General features: G+C 61.5%; 20 protein-coding genes. 10 read left to right on the plus strand and 10 right to left on the minus strand.

The annotated features are described in order from the left end of the window. Positions 1 to 82 precede the first annotated feature (82 nt). Together JOE62_RS13495 and purD are read right to left on the minus strand one after the other, a co-directional pair. Positions 83 to 988 carry a phosphoribosylaminoimidazolesuccinocarboxamide synthase gene (locus tag JOE62_RS13495; protein WP_204722735.1) on the minus strand — a complete coding sequence of 302 codons (906 nt, stop codon included), beginning with the start codon at positions 986 to 988 and terminating at the stop codon, positions 83 to 85. 15 nt (positions 989 to 1,003) lie between these two features. After that, a complete protein-coding gene (gene purD, locus JOE62_RS13500; RefSeq protein WP_204722736.1) occupies positions 1,004 to 2,290 on the minus strand; it encodes a phosphoribosylamine--glycine ligase in 1,287 nt (428 codons plus the stop codon). A gap of 278 nt (positions 2,291 to 2,568) precedes the next feature. On the opposite strand from purD, the gene JOE62_RS13505 reads away from it, so the two are divergent. The 4 genes from JOE62_RS13505 (at position 2,569) to purM (ending at position 6,131) form a co-directional block, all read left to right on the plus strand. Then, positions 2,569 to 2,949 carry a sterol carrier family protein gene (locus JOE62_RS13505; protein WP_204722737.1) on the plus strand — a complete coding sequence of 127 codons (381 nt, stop codon included), beginning with the start codon at positions 2,569 to 2,571 and terminating at the stop codon, positions 2,947 to 2,949. Positions 2,950 to 2,953: 4 nt separating this feature from the next. After that, positions 2,954 to 3,280 (plus strand): hypothetical protein, encoded by a 327-nt coding sequence (locus JOE62_RS13510; RefSeq protein WP_141358895.1) that lies wholly within the window; start codon positions 2,954 to 2,956, stop codon positions 3,278 to 3,280. A gap of 105 nt (positions 3,281 to 3,385) precedes the next feature. Further along, positions 3,386 to 4,909, plus strand: a complete 1,524-nt coding sequence (gene purF, locus JOE62_RS13515) for an amidophosphoribosyltransferase (RefSeq protein ID WP_204722738.1) — start codon at positions 3,386 to 3,388, stop codon at positions 4,907 to 4,909. A 79-nt stretch (positions 4,910 to 4,988) separates the two neighbouring features. Beyond that, positions 4,989 to 6,131 carry a phosphoribosylformylglycinamidine cyclo-ligase gene (purM, locus tag JOE62_RS13520; protein ID WP_204722739.1) on the plus strand — a complete coding sequence of 381 codons (1,143 nt, stop codon included), beginning with the start codon at positions 4,989 to 4,991 and terminating at the stop codon, positions 6,129 to 6,131. A 98-nt stretch (positions 6,132 to 6,229) separates the two neighbouring features. On the opposite strand, the gene JOE62_RS13525 is transcribed toward purM, so the two are convergent. Both JOE62_RS13525 and JOE62_RS13530 read right to left on the minus strand, forming a co-directional pair. Continuing rightward, positions 6,230 to 7,120, minus strand: coding sequence for a Sir2 family NAD-dependent protein deacetylase (locus JOE62_RS13525; protein ID WP_204723307.1), 891 nt, complete (start codon positions 7,118 to 7,120; stop codon positions 6,230 to 6,232). Positions 7,121 to 7,311: 191 nt separating this feature from the next. After that, on the minus strand, positions 7,312 to 7,530 hold the full coding sequence (locus JOE62_RS13530; protein ID WP_038991764.1) for a DUF3073 domain-containing protein: 219 nt from the start codon (positions 7,528 to 7,530) through the stop codon (positions 7,312 to 7,314). 222 nt (positions 7,531 to 7,752) lie between these two features. Between JOE62_RS13530 and JOE62_RS13535 the strand changes: the two genes are divergently transcribed. Then, complete coding sequence (locus tag JOE62_RS13535; RefSeq protein ID WP_204722740.1) at positions 7,753 to 8,088, plus strand: hypothetical protein; 336 nt, start codon at positions 7,753 to 7,755, stop codon at positions 8,086 to 8,088. Further along, positions 8,089 to 8,424 (plus strand): hypothetical protein, encoded by a 336-nt coding sequence (locus JOE62_RS13540; RefSeq protein ID WP_204722741.1) that lies wholly within the window; start codon positions 8,089 to 8,091, stop codon positions 8,422 to 8,424. Between the two features lie 73 nt (positions 8,425 to 8,497). On the opposite strand, the gene clpB is transcribed toward JOE62_RS13540, so the two are convergent. After that, positions 8,498 to 11,086 carry an ATP-dependent chaperone ClpB gene (gene clpB, locus JOE62_RS13545; RefSeq protein WP_204722742.1) on the minus strand — a complete coding sequence of 863 codons (2,589 nt, stop codon included), beginning with the start codon at positions 11,084 to 11,086 and terminating at the stop codon, positions 8,498 to 8,500. A 170-nt stretch (positions 11,087 to 11,256) separates the two neighbouring features. On the opposite strand from clpB, the gene JOE62_RS13550 reads away from it, so the two are divergent. Next, a complete protein-coding gene (locus JOE62_RS13550; RefSeq protein WP_204722743.1) occupies positions 11,257 to 11,751 on the plus strand; it encodes a DinB family protein in 495 nt (164 codons plus the stop codon). Positions 11,752 to 12,133: 382 nt separating this feature from the next. Next, positions 12,134 to 13,318: a TerC family protein gene (locus tag JOE62_RS13555; RefSeq protein WP_204722744.1), complete on the plus strand. Its 1,185-nt coding sequence runs from the start codon at positions 12,134 to 12,136 to the stop codon at positions 13,316 to 13,318. Between the two features lie 70 nt (positions 13,319 to 13,388). On the opposite strand, the gene JOE62_RS13560 is transcribed toward JOE62_RS13555, so the two are convergent. Then, the gene (locus JOE62_RS13560; RefSeq protein WP_239543382.1) at positions 13,389 to 13,799 is read right to left on the minus strand and encodes a YccF domain-containing protein; all 411 of its coding nucleotides are present in this window, start codon (positions 13,797 to 13,799) and stop codon (positions 13,389 to 13,391) included. A 126-nt stretch (positions 13,800 to 13,925) separates the two neighbouring features. On the opposite strand from JOE62_RS13560, the gene trmB reads away from it, so the two are divergent. Next, on the plus strand, positions 13,926 to 14,783 hold the full coding sequence (gene trmB, locus JOE62_RS13565) for a tRNA (guanosine(46)-N7)-methyltransferase TrmB (protein WP_204722745.1): 858 nt from the start codon (positions 13,926 to 13,928) through the stop codon (positions 14,781 to 14,783). A gap of 50 nt (positions 14,784 to 14,833) precedes the next feature. After that, positions 14,834 to 15,460, plus strand: a complete 627-nt coding sequence (locus tag JOE62_RS13570) for a GNAT family N-acetyltransferase (RefSeq protein WP_204723309.1) — start codon at positions 14,834 to 14,836, stop codon at positions 15,458 to 15,460. On the opposite strand, the gene JOE62_RS13575 is transcribed toward JOE62_RS13570, so the two are convergent. The 4 genes from JOE62_RS13575 to dnaK all read right to left on the minus strand — a co-directional run bounded on the left by JOE62_RS13575 (position 15,457) and on the right by dnaK (position 19,506). Further along, positions 15,457 to 15,885, minus strand: coding sequence for a heat shock protein transcriptional repressor HspR (locus tag JOE62_RS13575; protein ID WP_204722746.1), 429 nt, complete (start codon positions 15,883 to 15,885; stop codon positions 15,457 to 15,459). The genes JOE62_RS13570 and JOE62_RS13575 overlap by 4 nt on opposite strands. Before the next feature lie 113 nt (positions 15,886 to 15,998). After that, positions 15,999 to 16,973: a DnaJ C-terminal domain-containing protein gene (locus JOE62_RS13580; protein ID WP_204722747.1), complete on the minus strand. Its 975-nt coding sequence runs from the start codon at positions 16,971 to 16,973 to the stop codon at positions 15,999 to 16,001. An 84-nt stretch (positions 16,974 to 17,057) separates the two neighbouring features. Then, the gene (locus JOE62_RS13585; RefSeq protein ID WP_204722748.1) at positions 17,058 to 17,639 is read right to left on the minus strand and encodes a nucleotide exchange factor GrpE; all 582 of its coding nucleotides are present in this window, start codon (positions 17,637 to 17,639) and stop codon (positions 17,058 to 17,060) included. A gap of 13 nt (positions 17,640 to 17,652) precedes the next feature. Further along, on the minus strand, positions 17,653 to 19,506 hold the full coding sequence (dnaK, locus tag JOE62_RS13590) for a molecular chaperone DnaK (protein ID WP_204722749.1): 1,854 nt from the start codon (positions 19,504 to 19,506) through the stop codon (positions 17,653 to 17,655). Positions 19,507 to 19,823: the final 317 nt, after the last annotated feature.

Below are 19,823 nucleotides of genomic sequence, written 5' to 3' on the forward strand. Positions count from 1 at the left end.
GCCGCCAGATGGCTCGGCTTAAGCCCAAGGACCCCGCACTGCCTTAATCGGCGGTGCGGGGTCCTGTCGCTGTTCATCTGGGCTAGGCGTTGAAGGCCTGTCCGGTCAGCCGTTCATAGGCCTCGATGTAGCGGGCACGGGTCTTCTCGATGATCTCCGCTGGCAGAAGCGGCGGCTCTTCGCCCGAGTTCTTGTCCCAGCCCGATTCGGCCGAGGTCAGCCAATCGCGGACGAACTGCTTGTCGAAGCTGGCCTGCGCCTGGCCCGGCTTGTATGTTTCGGCATCCCAGAATCGCGAGGAATCAGGGGTCAGCACCTCATCGCCCAGGGTGATCTCGCCGGTCGCCGGATCGGCGCCGAATTCAACCTTGGTATCGGCCAGGATGATGCCGCGTGCGCGGGCGATCTTCTCGGCCTGCTCGTACAAGGCCACGGTCTTTTCGCGCAGCGCTTCGGCTACCTCGGTACCCACGCGGTCCACGGTCTGGGCGAAGGAGATATTCTCGTCATGCTCCCCCACCTCGGCCTTGGCCGACGGGGTGAACAGCGCCGGTTCCAGGCGCGAACCATCCACCAGGCCCTCGGGCAGGGGCAGCTCGCACACCGTCTGCGATACCTTGTATTCGGCCAGGCCGGAACCTGTCAGGTAGCCGCGGGCGATGCACTCGATCGGGTACATCTCAAGCTTCTTGCACACCATCGCGCGGCCGTCCACGGCGGCCGGCACATCGGTGGAGATCACGTGGTTGGCGAAGCCGCCCAACTGCTCGAACCACCAGAGGCTGAGCTGGGTGAGCACCTTGCCCTTGTCCGGGATTTCGCTGGCGAGCACGAAGTCGTAGGCGCTGATGCGGTCGGAGGCCACCACGAGGACCCGGTCGGTCTCCTCGAAGCTGGCTCCTGCAGGCACGTACAGGTCGCGTACCTTGCCCGAGTAGAAATGATCCCAACCTTTAAGGTCGAGCACTTCGGTCTGGAATCCTGCCATGAGTTCTGTTGTCCTCTACTTGCTGTCGTTGGCGATGACGATGTCGCCGCGTTCGGCCTTCAGCGCAATGTCGGTGCGCGACTGGGCGCCATCCCAGCTGATCTCGGCTACCCCGGCATAGGCCGCGGCGCGGGCCGCGGCCAGGCCATCGCCCAGGCCCACCACTGCCAGCACGCGGCCGCCGGAAACGATGATGTTCCCGTCCGCGTCGGCAGAAGTTCCTGCATGCATCACGTGCACGCCATCGATTGCGTTAGCTGCTTCCAGACCGGAGATCGCTGCCCCCTTGACCGGGGTGTCCGGGTAGTTCTCGGCGGCGATGACCACATCGACAGCGGTCTGCGCGGACCAGGTCAGCTGCTCTGCATCATCGAGCCGGCCCGTGGCGGCAGCCAGCAGCACCCCGCCCAGCGGGGTCTTCAGGCGTGCCAGCACAGCCTGGGTTTCCGGGTCGCCGAAGCGGGCGTTGAACTCGATCACGCGGATGCCGCGCTTGGTGATGGCCAAGCCGCAGTACAGCACGCCGGTGAACGGGGTGCCGCGCTTTTCCATCTCGCGCAGGGTCGGGTAGGCGACACGGTCCATGACCTCGTCGACGAAGTTCTCCGGCAGCCATTCCAGCGGCGAGTAGGCACCCATGCCGCCGGTGTTCGGGCCTTCGTCATTGTCGAAGATGCGCTTGAAGTCCTGCGCCGGGGACAGCGGAACCGCATGCTTGCCATCGCAGATGACAAACAGGGACACTTCCGGGCCGTCGAGGAATTCCTCGATGACGACGGTGCCGTCGGCAGCGAAGCACGCATCTGCGTGCTCCAGGGCTTCCTCGCGATCGCTGGTGACCACCACGCCCTTGCCGGCGGCCAGGCCGTCGTCCTTGACCACGTACGGTGCACCGAAGTCATCCAGCGCATTGGCGGCTTCCTCGCGGGTCGCGGCCACATGGGCCATCGCGGTGGGAACCTCGGCGGCAGCCATGACGTTCTTGGCGAAAGCCTTGGAGGCTTCGAGCTGTGCGGCGGCTTGGGTCGGGCCGAAGACCGGGATCTGCGCGGCGATCAGGGCATCGGCGACGCCCGCGGCCAGGGGCGCTTCAGGTCCGACAACCACCAGGTCGCTGCCGAGTTCCTGGGCCAGCGCGACGACTGCTGCAGGGTCCTGCGCGTCGATTGCATGGGTGGTGACGTCCTGTGCGATACCGGCGTTGCCGGGGGCGCAATGAACTTCGTTGACGTAGGGGTCTGCACTCAGTGCACGGACAATTGCATGTTCACGGCCGCCTGGGCCAATAACCAGTACCTTCACGCGGTCGAGTTTACCGGAGAATCCATGGGCCAACCGCGTCTATGACGCACGCGAGGCCAGCGTCCAGCCCTGCACTCGAACGGCTGCCGGGTCCCCGCACGCCGGGCGAGTTCGCTTCCGGTATTGCACCTGAGCACCTTCGAAGCTGTCAGCTGGCGTTCGGCCAGCTGGACTAGAGTTGGCATGGCTGGATTTACGGTTGTCCCGGATCCGCGGCAGAGATCTTGAACAGAGGAATATGACGTTTCTCTGTCATTGAGAGAAAGTGGAATCGACCCATGGCAATCAAAAGGCGCGTTGATGAAACCGCTGGCCGAGCGGCCTTGCGAGAATGGTCCTCAACCGCGCAGGGACAAGGAAAAACAGCCCGGCCGGTGCTGGCCACAGCAGTGCGGTTTTCGCTGGAGGAGCTGGCTTCCCGCGCCGAAGGCAATTCGGTCGAGGTGCGCGTTCCGCCCTTCGGTGTGACTCAGTGCATAGCCGGGCCTCGGCATACCCGCGGAACTCCCCCGAATGTGGTCGAAATGCCTGCTGAACTCTGGCTTTCCTTGGCTACTGGCCGCATAAGTTGGGCCGAAGCCCTGCAAACTGGGCAATTGCACGCTTCGGGACTTAGGGCAGACTTGTCAGCACACCTACCACTTATTGAGTACCCTTAAGGGCATGGAGCAACACCCCGCTACACCGTCGCCTGCCGATCAGGGCGTTGAAGTGCAAATTCACTCATCGCCCAAGTTTTGGCCGTTCATTTTGACCTTCGCGGTCTTCGGTGCGCTAGTCGGCCTCATCATTGGCCTGCTTGGCGAACCGTCGCAGGAATACACCCGTGCCTCGGCCTCTGGATTCTTTGCAATCTTCGGCGCAGGCTTGGGCGTAGGCATCGGCGCACTGGCATACGTGATTGTTGACCGCGTGACCTCACGCAAAACCACCAAGCATCTGGCAGTTCCTCTGGCCGAGGACACTGACTCCAGCGGACAGCAAGGCTAGGCAGCTTTTCTCCTGAGTTAGAAGAGCAGGCGGCCGCGCACCTGGCCGCCACCCACCACATTCTTGGTCGGTGTCGACCAACCGGAACATGAGAGAATAACCAACATGGCGCGTGGCGATGGATTCTTAAATCACGACCTGCTTCCAAGCGACAAGGGCCCGCAGGATGAATGCGGCGTTTTCGGCGTTTGGGCTCCTGGCGAAGAGGTCGCAAAACTCACCTATTACGGCCTGTATGCCCTGCAGCACCGCGGACAGGAATCCGCCGGCATCGCCACGAGCGATGGCGCGCGCATCAATGTCTACAAGGACATGGGCCTGGTCTCCCAGGTATTCGACGAGAATACGCTGAACTCCATGACCGGCCAGCTGGCCATTGGCCACTGCCGCTATTCGACCACCGGTGCCAGCCACTGGGCCAATGCGCAGCCGACCCTGGGCCCGACCCAGACCGGCACCGTCGCGCTGGCCCACAACGGCAATTTGACCAACTCCGCCGACCTGGCCGACATGGTCTCCGCCAAACAGCAGGCCGAAGGCGGCAAGGTCCGCGGCGAACTCGCCCAGGGCAACACCACCGACACCGCACTAGTCACCGCCTTGCTGGCCGGCTCCGAAGGCCAGTCGCTGGAAGAAACCGCGCTGGAGCTGCTGCCGAAGATCGAAGGCGCTTTCTGCTTCGTCTTCATGAACGAGGACACCCTGTACGCCGCCCGCGACCCGCATGGCGTGCGCCCGCTGGTCCTGGGCCGCTTGGACCGCGGCTGGGTGGTTGCCTCCGAGCAGCCGGCCCTGGCTACCGTCGGTGCCTCGTTCATCCGCGAAATCGAGCCAGGCGAAATGATCGCCATCGATGAGAACGGCGTGCGTTCCACCCGCTTTGCCGAACCCACCCCCAAGGGCTGCGTCTTCGAGTACGTCTACCTGGCGCGTCCAGATGCCGCCATTGCCGGCCGCTCGGTGTACGAGTCCCGCGTGGAGATGGGCCGCCAGCTGGCCCGCGAGAACAGCGCCGAGGCGGACATCGTGATCCCGGTCCCGGAGTCCGGCACCCCGGCCGCCATCGGCTACGCCGAGGAATCCGGCATCCCGTTCACCCACGGCTTCGTGAAGAACGCCTATGTGGGCCGCACCTTCATCCAGCCGAGCCAGACCCTGCGCCAGCTGGGCATCAAGCTCAAGCTCAACGCCCTGGAGACCGTGCTGCGCGGCAAGCGCGTGGTCGTGGTGGACGATTCGATTGTCCGCGGCAACACCCAGCGCGCGGTGGTGCGCATGCTGCGCGAGGCCGGTGCCGCCGAGGTGCATGTGAAGATCTCCTCGCCTCCAGTGAAGTGGCCCTGCTTCTACGGCATCGACTTCGCGTCGCGTGCCGAGCTGATCGCCAACGGCGCGGCCGTGGACGAGATCGCTACCTCCATCGGCGCCGACTCGCTGGCGTACATTTCCGAAGACGGCATGATCGAGGCCACCCGCCAGCCGCGCGAACGGTTGTGCACCGCATGCTTCACCGGCGACTATCCGATCGCCTTGGCCAATGAGGAGCGCCGCGGCAAGAACCTGCTGGAGCGCAGCAACCAGGCCGGCTGCGAGCCGGGCCCTGATGCCGAGTTCGAAATCAACAGCTAGTCCCTTCACGATCCCCAACCATCCCGTTGCAAAGGGCGCCGCATCCGCGGCGCCCCGAACAGAAAAGGAACCGACTGCCATGAGCGGCAATGATCAGCAGCCAACTTCCATCACCTATGCCGGTGCCGGCGTTGACGTTGAGGCCGGTGACCGTGCCGTTGAGTTGATGAAGGGCGCGATCAAGGCAACCCACACCTCCGGCGTCGTGGGCGGGGTCGGCGGCTTCGCCGGGCTCTTCGACGTATCGTTCCTCACCGGCTACAAGAAGCCGTACCTGGCCACCTCCACCGACGGCGTGGGCACCAAGGTCGCCATCGCCCAGAAGCTGGACATCCACGACACCATCGGCCAGGACCTGGTCGGCATGGTGGTCGATGACATCGTCGTAGTGGGCGCCAAGCCGCTGTTCATGACCGACTACATCGCCACCGGCAAGGTCGTCCCGGAGCGCATTGCCGACATCGTGCGCGGCATCGCCGAGGGCTGCAAGCTGGCGGGCACCGCGCTGGTTGGTGGCGAGACCGCCGAGCACCCGGGCCTGCTGGCTGAGGACGAGTACGACGTAGCGGGTGCCGCCACCGGAGTCATCGAGGCCGACCAGCTGCTCGGCCCGGAGCGCGTAAAAGCCGGCGACGTGGTCATCGGCATGGCCTCCTCCGGCATCCACTCCAACGGCTACTCGCTGGTGCGCCGCGTCATCGCCCACGCCAAGTGGGAACTGGACCGCCAGGTCGACGAATTCGGCAAGACCCTTGGCGAGGAGCTGCTGGTTCCGACCCGCATCTACACCACCGCCTGCCTGGACCTGGTCGGCGCACTGAACAACGGGGAGAACTTCGGCGTGCACGGCTTCAGCCACGTCACCGGCGGCGGCCTGGCTGCCAACCTCGCGCGTGTGCTGCCCCGCGGCCTGATGGCCCGCGTGGACCGCTCCACATGGGCGCTGCCAGCAGTCTTCTCCACCGTCGCGCAGCTGGGCAACGTGCCGCAGCCTGATCTGGAGCGCACCCTGAACCTGGGCGTGGGCATGGTTGCTGTCGTTGACCCAGCCGTCGCTGATCGTGCAGTCGAGCTGCTGAACGCTGCGGGCATGGGCGCGTGGGTCATGGGCGGAGTCGAGAACATCGATCCGTCGGCTGCCGATGCCGGACTGGACTTTGTCCAGGGTGCCAAGGGCGTGGACGGCGGCGCAGTGCTGCTGACCGGCAACTACGCCAAGTAGGCCACCGAAAGCTCCTATAAACCCGATGCGCCGCATTGATTTCAGTGCGGCGCATCGGGTTTTAACCACCATGGCCTTGCGGAGCGAAATATTCTCCGCTAGTCCAATTGCTCCAGCGCGTCTTCCAACGGCACCCGCCAGCGCCAAGTGGCCTTCTGCTCGCCGCGGACGTGGCCATTGGTTATCAGCGCCACCGGCAAATCCCGCTTGACGAAGTTCAACAGGATCTTGTAGCCGCTCATGACCGCAAGCGAGGAGCCCATCACCAGCAGCGCCGTGGATTCTGCTTCCAGTGCCGCGATACGCTCCTTGCGTTCGGCTGGAACGCTCTCGCCGAAGTACACCACGTCAGGTTTCAGCACGAGCGATCCGCAGCGCAAGCAGGCCGCCATGTTGAACCGGTCGACCAGGTACTGGGGCAGCTCCACATCGCCGTCGGGGTTCACCGCGCTGGGATCGATCTCCACGGCTTCCGGATATCCCTCATTGGCTGCTTGGAGACGCAGATCGAAGTCAATGCGGTTCTCACTGTTCCCGCAGTCCAGGCAGCGGACAATCGACAGGTCGCCATGCACCGGAATCACGCGCTTGGATCCTGCCTGCTGATGCAACCCGTCCACGTTCTGGGTGATGATGCCGCTGATTTTCCCCTGTTCTTCCCACTGCACCAGGCGCCGGTGGATGCGGTTGGGCTCTGCTTTGTCCATATGCCGCCAGCCGACGTAGCCGCGGGCCCAGTAGCGCTGACGGGCTTCGGGGCGGAAACGGAATTCCTGATAGGTCATTGGCCGGTGGCGTTGCAATGAACCATTGGGGCCGCGGTAATCCGGGATTCCCGAATCCGTGGATACGCCGGCGCCAGTCACCACGAGCACATTCCCGGCATTCAGCATCCGCTGGACTCCGTCCCGGGCCTCGTTTTCCGGCGAGGGCGCCGCTTGCTGCTCCACAATGCGCTGCATGGAGCGGATCGCCGAATGATGCGCCATCTGGATCGACAGTTCTTCTGGAGTGCTCACGTTCCACCTTAGAATTGCTGGGCACGACAAAGGCCGCAGCGACTAAAAGCTAATTTAGCTTAGTCTCTGCGGCTTGTCGCAAAATGTACTGAAGAGCTGTACCACTCAATGCTTAAGGTGTGGCACTCTGAGCCAAGGACTCCCGGCATCAGAAGACGAGGCTACTCGTCTTCGTCATCTCCCGAGTACTTCTTAGTCAGCTCGTCGTATTCCGAGTATTCGTCGTCATACGATGAATCATTACGCTCAGAATTCTGAGCATGATGATCGGACCGAACGCCCAACTCGCGTTCAAGTGCCGAAAGGTCAGTGGATGGCGAGTAGTACTTGATATCTCGCGCCTGACGCTGTGCTTTAGCCTTTTGACGGCCGCGCCCCATGGCGTGACCCCCTCTTTTCAGTAGAGTCGGGAGGTGGTCCACCGGTAAGAAGTGAAGGCCCCCGAATATGTGATCAGTTCTTTCGTAATTAAAGGTTAACACGATTCACCGGCGAGCGCTGAATGCAACACCCAACGAAACAGCTAGACTGTGGATTAGTCCAACGACTATGTATTGAGCCGGCGAGCGATCGCCTGCCCCAACCACGAAGGAGCTCAACTGGTGGTGGAAAACAATCTGCCCGAGCCGCAGGCGGCTTTGCCGCCATTGCAGCCAGAACCGGAGAAGCCGAAGCGGCAGAGTGCCCAATGGGCCCTGATGATTGTCGCCGTTCTGGCGCTGGCCGCTGCAGTGGTTTTCGTGGTGTTAAGGCTCGTGGATCCACCTGCTTCGCCAACTGCGAACAATGTGGAACGCAATGAGAATCCAGGCCTCGACGGCATCATTGTCACCGGGATGCCGCCTACGCAGCTGGAGCAAGGCGATTGCCTGCGGGGATTCACGTCGCCACTGGATCCGCAGACCGTCGTGACCTGTGATTCCTCCCACAATGCGTAGGTGATCGGCATCTTCCAGGTCAATGGCGAGGAGTACCCCGGTGCCAACGTGCTGCTCACCCAGTCCGAAGACCTGTGCAAGTCGGTCTCGCTGGACCCGCGTGCAGGGTTGGACTCCACCTGGACCTACCACTTCTCCCGCCCATCGGAGAGCACCTGGGCCCAGGGCGACCGCACCGTTTCCTGCTTCCTGAGCCTGTCGGAGGGCAACGTCCGCAACTCCTTGCTGCCCGAGGGCGCCACCGATGAAGAATCGGGGAGCTCCGAAGAGAAGAAGTCCGAGGACGAAAAGCCGGCAGACGACAAGTCCGATGGCGAAGAGACCACCGACAGCTAAGCAGCTTTAGCGCAGTAACGGCGAGGGCGTGAACGGATTTCCATCTGTTCACGCCCTCGCCGTTGCCAGTTGCCTAGGACTTCTTGGCCACCTTGAGCTGGTCGCCGGCTTCGTCCAGGGTGACGGCAACGGTGTCGCCATCCTGCACCGCTCCAGCCAAGATCTCCTTGGCCAGCCGGTCGCCGATCTCGCGCTGCACCAATCGGCGCAGTGGACGAGCACCGTAGGCCGGATCATAACCGGTCAGGGCCAGCCACTCGCTGGCGGCCTGGTCCACTTCCAGGTTCAGGCGGCGATCGGCCAGGCGTTGCGCGAGCAGGTCGATCTGCAGCTTGACGATGCTGCCCAGCTCCTCGATGCTCAGCGGGTCGAAGAGGATGACCTCATCCAGGCGGTTCAAGAATTCCGGCTTGAACGATGCGTTGACCACGTTCATCACCGCTGACTTCTTGGCGTCGTCTTCCAGGCTTGGATCCACCAGGAACTGGGAACCCAGGTTGGAGGTGAGGATCAGGATGGTGTTCCTGAAGTCCACCGTTCGCCCTTGGCCATCGGTCAGCCGGCCGTCATCGAGTACCTGCAGCAGGATGTCGAAGACTTCGGGGTGCGCCTTCTCCACCTCGTCCAGCAGGATCACCGAGTACGGGCGGCGGCGTACAGCTTCGGTGAGCTGTCCTCCCTCTTCGTATCCCACGTAGCCCGGAGGGGCACCGACCAGGCGGGACACCGCATGCTTCTCCGAGTATTCGGACATGTCGATGCGCACCATCGCGCGCGGATCATCGAAGAGGAAGTCCGCCAGCGACTTGGCCAGCTCGGTTTTGCCGACACCGGTTGGACCGAGGAACAGGAAGGAACCGGTGGGCCGGTTCGGGTCGGCAATTCCGGCACGGGTACGGCGCACAGCATCGGAGACCGCGGCGACGGCCTGCTTCTGGCCCATCAGGCGCTGCCCGATGATCTCTTCCATCTCCAGCAGCTTCTGGCTTTCGCCCTGCAGCATGCGACCAGCCGGGATGCCAGTCCAGGCCGAGATGACTTCCGCAATGTCATCCGCGGTGACTTCCTCGGCGACCATGGTGTGCGTCTCGGCCTTGTCGGCTTCGGCGGCGGCCGCCGCATCCAGTTCCTGTTGCAGCGTCGGAATCTCCCCGTAGAGCAGACGCGATGCCTTCTCCAGATCCCCCTCGCGCTGGGCCTTGTCGGCCTGGCTGCGCAGTTCATCGAGCTTGACCTTCAGATCGCCGACGCGATTCAGGCCAGCCTTCTCCGCTTCCCACTGGGAATTCAGCGCATCCAGCTTTTCCTTCTTGTCAGCCATGTCCTTGCGCAGGGCATCCAGGCGTTCCACCGAAGCTGGATCCGTCTCATCGGACAGAGCCAGTTCTTCCATGGTCAATCGGTCCACCTCGCGGCGCAGCTCGTCGATCTCCTCCGGCGCCGAATCGATCTCCATGCGCAGCCGGCTGGCGGCCTCATCGACCAGGTCGATGGCCTTGTCCGGCAACTGGCGTCCGGAGATGTAGCGGTTGGACAGCGTGGAAGCAGCCACCAGTGCGGAGTCGGCGATGGAGACCTTGTGGTGCGCCTCGTAGCGCTCCTTCAACCCACGCAGGATGGCGATGGTGTCGTCCACGCTCGGCTCGCCCACGTATACCTGGGCGAAGCGGCGTTCCAGGGCCGGGTCCTTCTCGATGTTCTCGCGGTACTCGTCCAGTGTGGTGGCACCGATCAGGCGCAGCTCGCCACGGGCGAGCATCGGCTTGAGCATATTGCCGGCGTCCATCGCACCCTCGGAGGCGCCAGCACCGACCACGGTGTGGATCTCGTCAATGAAGGTGACAATCTGGCCATCCGAGGCCTTGATCTCTTCCAGCACCGACTTCAGCCGCTCTTCGAATTCGCCGCGGTACTTGGCACCGGCGACCATGGCACCCAGATCCAAGGAGATCAAGGTCTTGCCGCGCAGCGACTCCGGGACGTCGCCAGCGATCATGCGCTGGGCCAGCCCTTCCACGACAGCGGTCTTGCCCACGCCGGGTTCACCGATCAGCACTGGATTGTTCTTGGTGCGGCGGGAGAGCACCTGCACCACGCGCCGGATCTCGCGGTCGCGGCCGATGACAGGATCCAGTTTGCCCGAGCGCGCCAGGGCGGTCATATCGGTGCCGAACTTCTCCAGGGACTGGAAGGTGGCCTCGGGATCCGGATTATCGACCTTGCGGTCGCCGCGGATGGTCGGCAAGGTACCCACCAGCAGTTCACGGGTGGCGCCGAACTCGCGCAGGGCTTCACCTGCGTTGGTCTGGTCCGATGCCAGGGCGATGAGCAGATGCTCCGTGGAGACGTAGGTGTCCCCCATTTCCGCGGCGGCGGCCTGCGCGTTGCTTACGACCTGCAGCAGTTGCCGGGAGTACTGCGCCTGGGCGACCGAGGTGCCAGAGCTGGAGGGCAACGCGTTGATGACAGCGCTTGCCTTGACGGATAGCGCGTCGACATCCAACCCGGCAGTCTTCAGCAGGGCGACTGCGACGGACTCGCGCTGGTCCAGCAATGCCTTCAGCAGGTGCGCAGGTTCAATCTGCGGATTGCCTGCGGTTGAAGCGTTCATCCCGGAGGCTGAGAGAGCTTCTTGGCTCTTAGTGGTGAGTTTCGTGTCCACGCGCATCCTTTCTCTAATGGAGTGAACCCATAAACTTGAGTGTACTTAACTCAACTCTACTCCTAGTCCTACTATTCCAGCTAGAGCAAGATTCTCGAGATATTTTTTCTTCTCTTTGCCTCTGCGGCAAAACCCCTTGTGGAGCGCGATTTGCAGTCTTAGGATGAGGCATGGCCAACCCGGATTCCCAAGATATTTTTTCCCTGCCCCACGATGAGATGGTCCAGGTATTCATCGATCAGCACCGGCAGATGCTGCTTTCCAGCCTCGACGGGCTGGACGAACACGAAGCGCGGTTGAAGCTGGTTGAATCCAAGACCACGTTGCTCGGGCTGGTGAAACATGCGATCTTCGTCGAACGTGTCTGGTTTGGCGAAGCAGCCACCGGCAAGAGCCGGGCCAAACTGGGCATTGCGTCGTCGCCCAGCAAGTCCTTCGACTTGTCCGCGTCCGACACCATCGAATCCATTCGGCGTGACTATGCCCAGGCCATCGAACTGTCACGTGAAGTGGTCAAGGGCAAGACCGGGGATCACGTTTTCTCCGGCAATCGGCGCGGGTCGTTGCCGCTGCGCTGGATCCAGCTGCACATGCTGCGCGAATTGGCGCAGCATTGCGGGCACGCCGATATCCTGCGTGAGCAAATCCTGTCCGCACGGAAATAGCCGGCCACGCATCATCGGCAGGTACCGCGCATGCTGTTGCCAGCGCTCCGAGTCCTGCGAGGATTTCCAAGGCGACCCGAGACCTGGGCCGAAGAATGCAGTCGATCACTTTGCCCACCACATCCTTCGAATTACATATGACGCCTACCCAACTGGGCAAAGACGAAGTACATTACAGATCAACATGACATCCTTAGACCAGAATTTTTCCAGAAGCACCGCTTCGGGTTAGGGTTAACGATCGTAAGGGAGTATTCACAATCGTTGAATCCGTCAATACGCAGGACTTCATGGACCTGCCGGGTTTTACGGCCAACCACAGTGTCGGTGAAGAGACTTACTCGGACGCGTCAGCGCGCAACTTACGAAAGCAGGAATCCCTATGGGAGCTTCCCCTATGATTTGGGGCATCACGATTGTCGTGGTTCTCGCCTTACTGGCCTTCGATTATTTCTTCCACATCCGCAAGGCCCACGTTCCATCCCTGCGTGAAGCAGCGATCTGGTCCAGCATCTATGTCGGCTTGGCCCTCATATTCGGTGTGCTGGTGCTCATCTTCGGCGGCATCGACATGGGCGCCGAATACTTCGCCGGCTACATCACCGAAAAGGCCCTGTCCGTCGACAACCTGTTCGTCTTCCTGATCATCATCGCCAGTTTCAGGGTCCCCCGCGAAGACCAGCAGAAAGTGCTGCTCTTCGGCATCGTCTTCTCGCTGATCGCCCGCACCGCGTTCATCTTTGTCGGCGCGGCGCTGATCAACCAGTTCGCCTGGGTCTTCTACCTGTTCGGCCTGATCCTGCTGCTCACCGCAGGCAACCTGCTGAAGAAGGACGACGAATCCGACGAGGCCAACAACTTCATCATCCGCTTGGCCAAGAAGCTGTTCCACACCACCGACAAGTACGACGGCGACAAGCTGTTCACCATGATCGACGGCAAGAAGGTCCTGACCCCGATGCTGCTGGTCATGGTGGCCATCGGCGGAACCGACATCCTCTTCGCCCTGGATTCCATCCCAGCGATCTTCGGACTCACCCAGAACGTCTACATCGTGTTCACCGCTACCGCGTTCTCGCTCATGGGCCTGCGCCAGCTCTACTTCCTGCTTGATGGATTGTTGGACCGCTTGATCTACCTGTCCTATGGCTTAGCAGCGATCCTGGCGTTCATCGGCGTGAAGCTGATCCTGCACGCGCTGCACGAGAACAACCTGCCATTCATCAATGACGGCGAGCACGTGATGGTCATCGAAATCAGCACCGGGCTGTCGCTGAGCGTGATCATCGGCGTCCTCGTGCTGACCATTCTCGCTTCGCTGTTCAGCAAGGCTGGCAAGGCCCAAACCGCCATCAGCAACCTTCGCCGCCATGCCAGCAGCTACAACGACCTGAGCTACACCTCGGATCCAAACGAACGCGAACGCATCTACCGCGCCCTGGTGGAAGAAGAAGCGTATGTGAAGACCATGGAGAAGAAATACCGCGACAAGGCCAAGGACGTGGAAAAGATCCGCGTCGAGGTCGCCGAGGCGCACCGCCAGCACGATGAGTACCTGAAGAGCTGATCCGATTCAGGCTTAAAGGGCATGGCTGCCAACTCATTGGAGTTGGCAGCCATGGCTGTTTTGGTGCTGCTTAGCGGCGCACGTCGCCAATGAAATTATCCGAAGGTACGATGACCTTGCCCAGGGGCATCAGGGACACCGGAATCATCTTCAGGTTGGCGATGCCCAGCGGGATGCCGATAATCGATACGAACATCGGGATCGCGGTCAGCAGATGCCCGATGGCAATCCAGATGCCGGCAAAAATGATCCAGATGATGTTGCCCAGGGTGGAGAACGCGCCGACCGGTCCGTTGTCGACTACGGTGCGGCCGAAGGGCCACAGCGCATAACCGGCAATGCGGAACGAGGCGATGCCGAAGGGAATGGTCACGATCAGCACGCAGCAAATGATGCCTGCCAGCACGTAACCCAGGGCCAGCCACAGGCCGCCGAACAGCAGCCAAATAATGTTGAGAATACCGCGCACTAAATCAGTCATGGCTACATTCTCCTTCTTTTGCCTCTCATGCTCCATCGGGGATCACCCCGAATTCCCGCTAGGGGTGTCCAATCCCCCACCGTTCGGCAAGCATCGATGCAGGTTGCTCGGCTAGGATTAATCATCATGAGCGAATCGAGCGAGCAGCAGCGTCCACCCCATGGCTCCGCCCCCAGGAACCCAGACCTTTTCCGTGCCGAGCCGGTGTCCTTCGTGCGTCGCGGCAACCGCCTGCAAGGCCGCCGCGCCAGCGCGTGGGAGCGCAATGCCGAGCAGTACGTCATCGAGCCTCCTCGCAAGATTGCCGACACCTCGGTAGCTGATGACTTCCAGCTCGATCCGGCCCAGGCCTTTGGCCGCACCGCGCCGCTGATCGTGGAGATCGGCACCGGTTTGGGCGAGTGCATCGCCAACGCCGCCAAGGATGATCCGGAGCGCAACTACCTGGCAGTTGAGGTCTACCGTCCGGGGCTGGCCCAGCTGATGCTGAAGGTCGAATCCTTCGGCATCAGCAACGTCCGCGCCGTTCAGGCCAACGCTCCAGAAGTTCTGGACGTCATGCTTGATGAAAACAGCGCCGACGAGATCTGGATCTTCTTCTCCGACCCATGGCACAAGCCGCGCCACCACAAGCGCCGTCTGATCAAGGCTTCGTTCTTGGACAAGGTCTCGCGCGTGCTCAAGCCAGGTGGAACCCTGCGTTTGGCCACGGACTGGTCCAACTACGCAGAGCAGATGCGTGAAGTGCTCAATGCCCACCCAGACTTCGAAAACCAGCATCCAGGGAATCTGGCCGGCGAAGAAAGCAACCTGACCAAGGTCCGCCGCGATGGAATGGAAGGCTTCGACCCGGAGCCGGAATTCGTCGATGGGCAAGGTGGCTGGGCGCCGCGTTTCGAACGCCGCATTCTCACCAGCTTCGAGGGCAAGGCCTTGAAGGCCGGCCGCTTGGTCTTCGACTTGGCCTACACCCGCATCGGCTAACCGCCGTAATGAAACCTTAGTCAGGGCCATGGAATTCTAGAATGGATTCCATGGCCCTTTCTGCTGCGCAAAATCTTCCCCATGCCCAAGCCCCGACGATGGAATATGCCGGGGTCCGCTTGGAACAGCTCTCTTTGGAGCATGCGCCAGATCTGGTGGCCCTTGCCGAGCAGGGCCAGTTGGATGACGCGTGGTTTGCCAGCACGCCTACGGCCCAGGCAATGGCAGAAAATATTGAGCACCGTTTGGCTTTGCAGCAGGCCAGTAAAATGGCGCCTTTTGCCATTATTGATCTGGCTACCGGCAGGGCCGTAGGTGCCACGACGTTTTTGAATATCGACGCGGCCAATCACCGCGTGGAAATCGGATCAACGTTCCTGGCCATATCCGCCCAGGGCACCGGGATCAATCCCGCAGCGAAATATCTGCTGCTGCAGCGGGCCTTCGAGCAGCTGGAGTGCTATTCGGTGGCGTTCTGCACGCATTGGCATAATGCCGCATCACGGGCGGCAATTACCCGGTTGGGTGCCAAGCAGGATGGCGTCTTGCGCAATCACAAATATGATCCGGTCACCGGCACCTTGCGCGATACCGTGCTCTTCTCGATACTCCCCCACGAATGGCCTGCCGTGCGCACCCAGTTGAACGCGCGCCTAGCGCGCCACGGCCGCATCTAGCGTCCGATGGCCCGGCGGGCGGCGAAGAACGTGTAAGGCTGCTCGCGGCGTTCGGGCCTCATGCCCCGAGCCAGCGAAACCACGTCTCCGCCAGAGGTTCCGGCGGCGAAAATGCGCGATTGGCCCTGGCGTACTGCGCTGAGTTCCTGGCGCAGTCCATTGACTTCGGATTGCAGGAACGCAACTTGGTCCTGCAGATCCAGGATCCGCTTGATGCCTTCCAGCGAGACGCCTTCCTTGCTCAGCGACTGCACCTGGCGCAACAGCGATACGTCGTGCTGCGAGTAGCGGCGTTGCTTCCCGCTTTGGCGGCTCGGCGAGACCAAGCCGATGCGGTCATACTGGCGCAGCGTCTGCGGATGCATGTCTGCAAGTTGGGCGGCGACGGAAATGACGAAGACAGGTCGCAGGTACTCCCCGTTCACGTTGCTTCTACCACCTTTCTGCAAGGAGCCCGGGTTCGGGCCCTTTTGTTTGTGAGTCTATCTTCCCCGCCCAGCCAATTCGATGGCCGGTCAGGGAAAACAGCCTATTGAGCCTAGAGCTTGGCCTTGGCGGCCAAGTCCACTCGTGGATCCTCGCCCTCGGTGGCTGCGGCGAATTCCTCTACGGCCTTCTTTGCAGCATCCGACAGGTTCTGCGGGATCGCGATGTCCAAGACGATCAGCAAATCGCCGGCGGCCTTGGAAGTTTTCACTCCGCGGCCTTTCAAGCGCAAGGTTCGTCCGGAGTTGGATCCGGCTGGCACCTTCACCGCGACGGATTCCCCGTCCAAGGTCGGCACATGGATCTTTGCTCCGAGTACCGCTTCGTCGAAGGTCACCGGCACGTGGATGCGGATGTTGTTCTCTTCGCGCTTGAAGAACGGGTGCTCAGTGACTTTGACCTTGACCAGCAGGTCACCGTTGCCGGCGGCCCCTGGCTGGCCCTTGCCGCGCACGCGCACCGACTGGCCGTCCTTGATACCCGCAGGAATGCGCACGTCAATGACTTCGCCGTTCTGCTCGCGCAGGCCGATAGTGGTGCCCTTGATGGATCCGGCAAAGGAAATCGTGGTGCTGGCCGTGCGGTCAGCACCCTTGCGCGGTGGGGCGCTCTGTCCGAAGCCGCCACCGCCAAAGCCGCCGCCCCCGCCGAACAGGTCGGAGAAGTCCGGCTGTCCGCCGCGGCCCCGCGGGCCACTCCCCCCGCCTCCGAAGAGGTTGGAGAAGATGTCCTCGAAACCGGCCTGTCCTCCCGGGGCACCGCCTGGTCCCCCGGCCGAGAAGCGAGCTCCGCCGCCCATGGCGCGGATTGCGTCGTACTGCTCGCGTTCTTCCTTATCCGAAAGCACCGAGTTGGCTTCCGAGATGTCCTTGAATTTCTTTTCAGCGGCCGCATCACCCTGATTGGTGTCGGGGTGGTACTGGCGCGCAAGCTTGCGGTACGCCTTCTTGATGTCCGCCTCACTGGCGTCCTTGGAGACGCCCAGAATGGCGTAAAAGTCTTTTTCGATCCAGTCCTGACTTGCCATCAGGGCCCCATCCTTTCAATGCCAATTCGAAACTGCCCACTGACGAAGTATCGGCAGTGGGCAGTTTCAATTGATTATTCGTGGCTATTCGCCGGTTGCTACCAGCACCTGGGCCGCACGCAGGATGGTGGTTCCCTTGCGGTAACCGGTGCGAAGCACCTGTCCCACGTGGTCAGCTGGAATCTCCGGAACAGCCTGGCGAAGCAGCGCTTCGTGGACGTTCGGGTCGAATTCGACGCCGGCCTCGTTGATACGCTCCAAGCCATGCTGAGCCAGCACGGAGTCAAGCTTGTTGGCGATCGATGCGAACGGGCCATCGGTGAGGTCACCGTGGGCTCGGGCTGCATCGATGTCATCAAGAATCGGAAGCAGTGTGTTGAGCACGGACTGCACGGCGTTTTCACGCGCTACAGCTCGGTCGCGCTCCACACGCTTGCGGTAGTTGACGTATTCAGCCTGCAGACGCAGCAAGTCGTTGCGCAGTTCGGCTTCCACCGCACCGGCCTCTACTGGCTGCTCTGCTTCGGCGTCAGCGCCAGTAGCAGCTTCGTTCAGGATCGCCTCGGCCTGACCCAGGGCGTCAGCGGTTGGCTGCTCGTTAGCTGCCTCTGGCTGGTTCTCCGACTGCTCGTCGAAGTTCTCGTTCTGGTCCTGTGCCTCGGACATATTCCCTAACTCCCTACTTCTTGTCAGCTTCGTCTTCGTCGATTACCTCGGCGTCGACGATATCTTCATCAGCATTTGGAGCCTGCTCGCCCTCAGGTGCAGCAGCGCCCTCAGCCTGGGTGTTGGCGTAGATTGCCTCGCCCAGCTTGGTCTGCGAAGCCTGCAGCTTCTCGAACGCGTCCTTGACCTCGTCGTCGTTGTCCTGCTTCTCAAGAGCAGCCTTCAGTGCGTCAACGTCGGCCTGAACCTCGGTCTTGACCTCTTCTGGCAGCTTGTCTTCGTTGTCCTTGATCAGCTTGTCCACCGAGTAGGCTGCCTGCTCGGCAGCGTTGCGGGTCTCAGCAGCTTCGCGGCGTGCCTTGTCCTCTTCGGCGTGTGCTTCAGCTTCCTGAACCATGCGCTCGATGTCTTCCTTGGACAGCGAGGAGCCACCAGTGATGGTCATCGACTGCTCGGTGCCGGTGCCCTTGTCCTTAGCGGATACGTGCACGATACCGTTGGCGTCGATGTCGAAGGTGACCTCGACCTGTGGGATGCCGCGAGGAGCCGGTGCGATACCGGTCAGCTCGAAGGTACCCAGAGCCTTGTTGTCACGGGTGAACTCGCGCTCGCCCTGGAAGACCTGGATGGAAACCGAAGGCTGGTTGTCTTCAGCGGTGGTGAAGGTTTCCGAACGCTTGGTCGGGATCGCGGTGTTGCGCTCGATCAGCTTGGTCATCACGCCGCCCTTGGTTTCAATACCCAGGGACAGTGGGGTGACGTCGATGAGCAGAACGTCCTTGCGCTCGCCCTTCAGTACACCTGCCTGCAGTGCTGCGCCAACAGCTACAACCTCATCAGGGTTCACGCCCTTGTTAGCTTCCTTGCCGGCCAGGTCCTTGACCAGTTCAGCAACGGCTGGCATACGGGTCGAACCGCCAACCAGGATCACGTGAGCGATGTCGGCAACCTTGACGCCTGCTTCAGCGATAACGTCGTTGAATGGCTTGCGGGTGCGCTCCAGCAGGTCCTTGGTCAGGTCCTGGAACTTGGCACGCGAGAGGTGCTCGTCCAGGTGCACTGGGCCTTCCGGGGTCACCGAAAGGTACTGCAGGGAGATGTTGGTGCTGGTAGCCGAGGACAGTTCCTTCTTGGCCTGCTCAGCGGATTCCTTCAGGCGCTGCAGGGCAATCTTGTCCTTGGACAGGTCTGCGCCCTTGGCCTTGGCCTGAGCCAGCAGCCAATCTACGATGCGCTGATCCCAGTCGTCGCCGCCCAGGCGGTTGTCGCCTGCGGTGGAACGGACCTGGATGGTCGAGAAGCCGTCATCGTCCTTGCCAACTTCCAGCAGGGAAACGTCGAAGGTACCGCCGCCGAGGTCGAAGACCAAGATGAGTTCGTCTTCGTTGCCCTTTTCCAGGCCGTAAGCCAGTGCAGCTGCGGTTGGCTCGTTGACGATGCGCAGCACGTTCAGGCCAGCGATCTCGCCGGCTTCCTTGGTAGCCTGGCGCTCAGCGTCGTTGAAGTAAGCAGGAACGGTGATCACAGCGTCGGTGACCTTTTCGCCCAAGTACGACTCAGCGTCGTTCTTCAGCTTCATCAGAGTACGAGCCGAGATTTCCTGTGCGGTGTACTTCTTGCCATCGATGTCGATGGACCAGTCGGTACCCATGTGGCGCTTGACCGAAGCGATGGTGCGGTCAATGTTGTTTACTGCCTGGCGCTTGGCGATATCGCCAACCAGGACTTCGCCGCTCTTCGAGAAAGCAACGATGGACGGGGTAGTGCGGTTGCCTTCCGCGTTTGCGATAACGGTTGGCTCACCACCTTCGAGCACGGATACGACCGAGTTGGTGGTTCCCAGGTCAATGCCTACGGCACGCGACATAATGTCTCTCCTTTGCCTTGGTTGAAAGTACTAACGCTGAGGATTTACCCCATTGAGCGTTCTGCACTCAAGTTTACTCAGCCCGTTTCGACTGTCAAATTAACTTGAGCCAATCACACTCAACTTTGCGTTCTGCCTTGTTCAACGAACAAAGTGCAAGATTGATTCCCATGCCGAAAAATAATTTTCAGACACAGGACACGCAAGGCACTCAAGGACAATCCACCCTGCGCTCCCGGCGCCACAACCTACCGAAAAACGGTCCTTCCGGGAGCTGGATCGCCGAACTCAAATTGCTGCAGTCGCCGCTGGAATTA

Source organism: Glutamicibacter nicotianae, from assembly GCF_016907615.1.
GTDB classification, from domain to species: domain Bacteria; phylum Actinomycetota; class Actinomycetes; order Actinomycetales; family Micrococcaceae; genus Glutamicibacter; species Glutamicibacter nicotianae.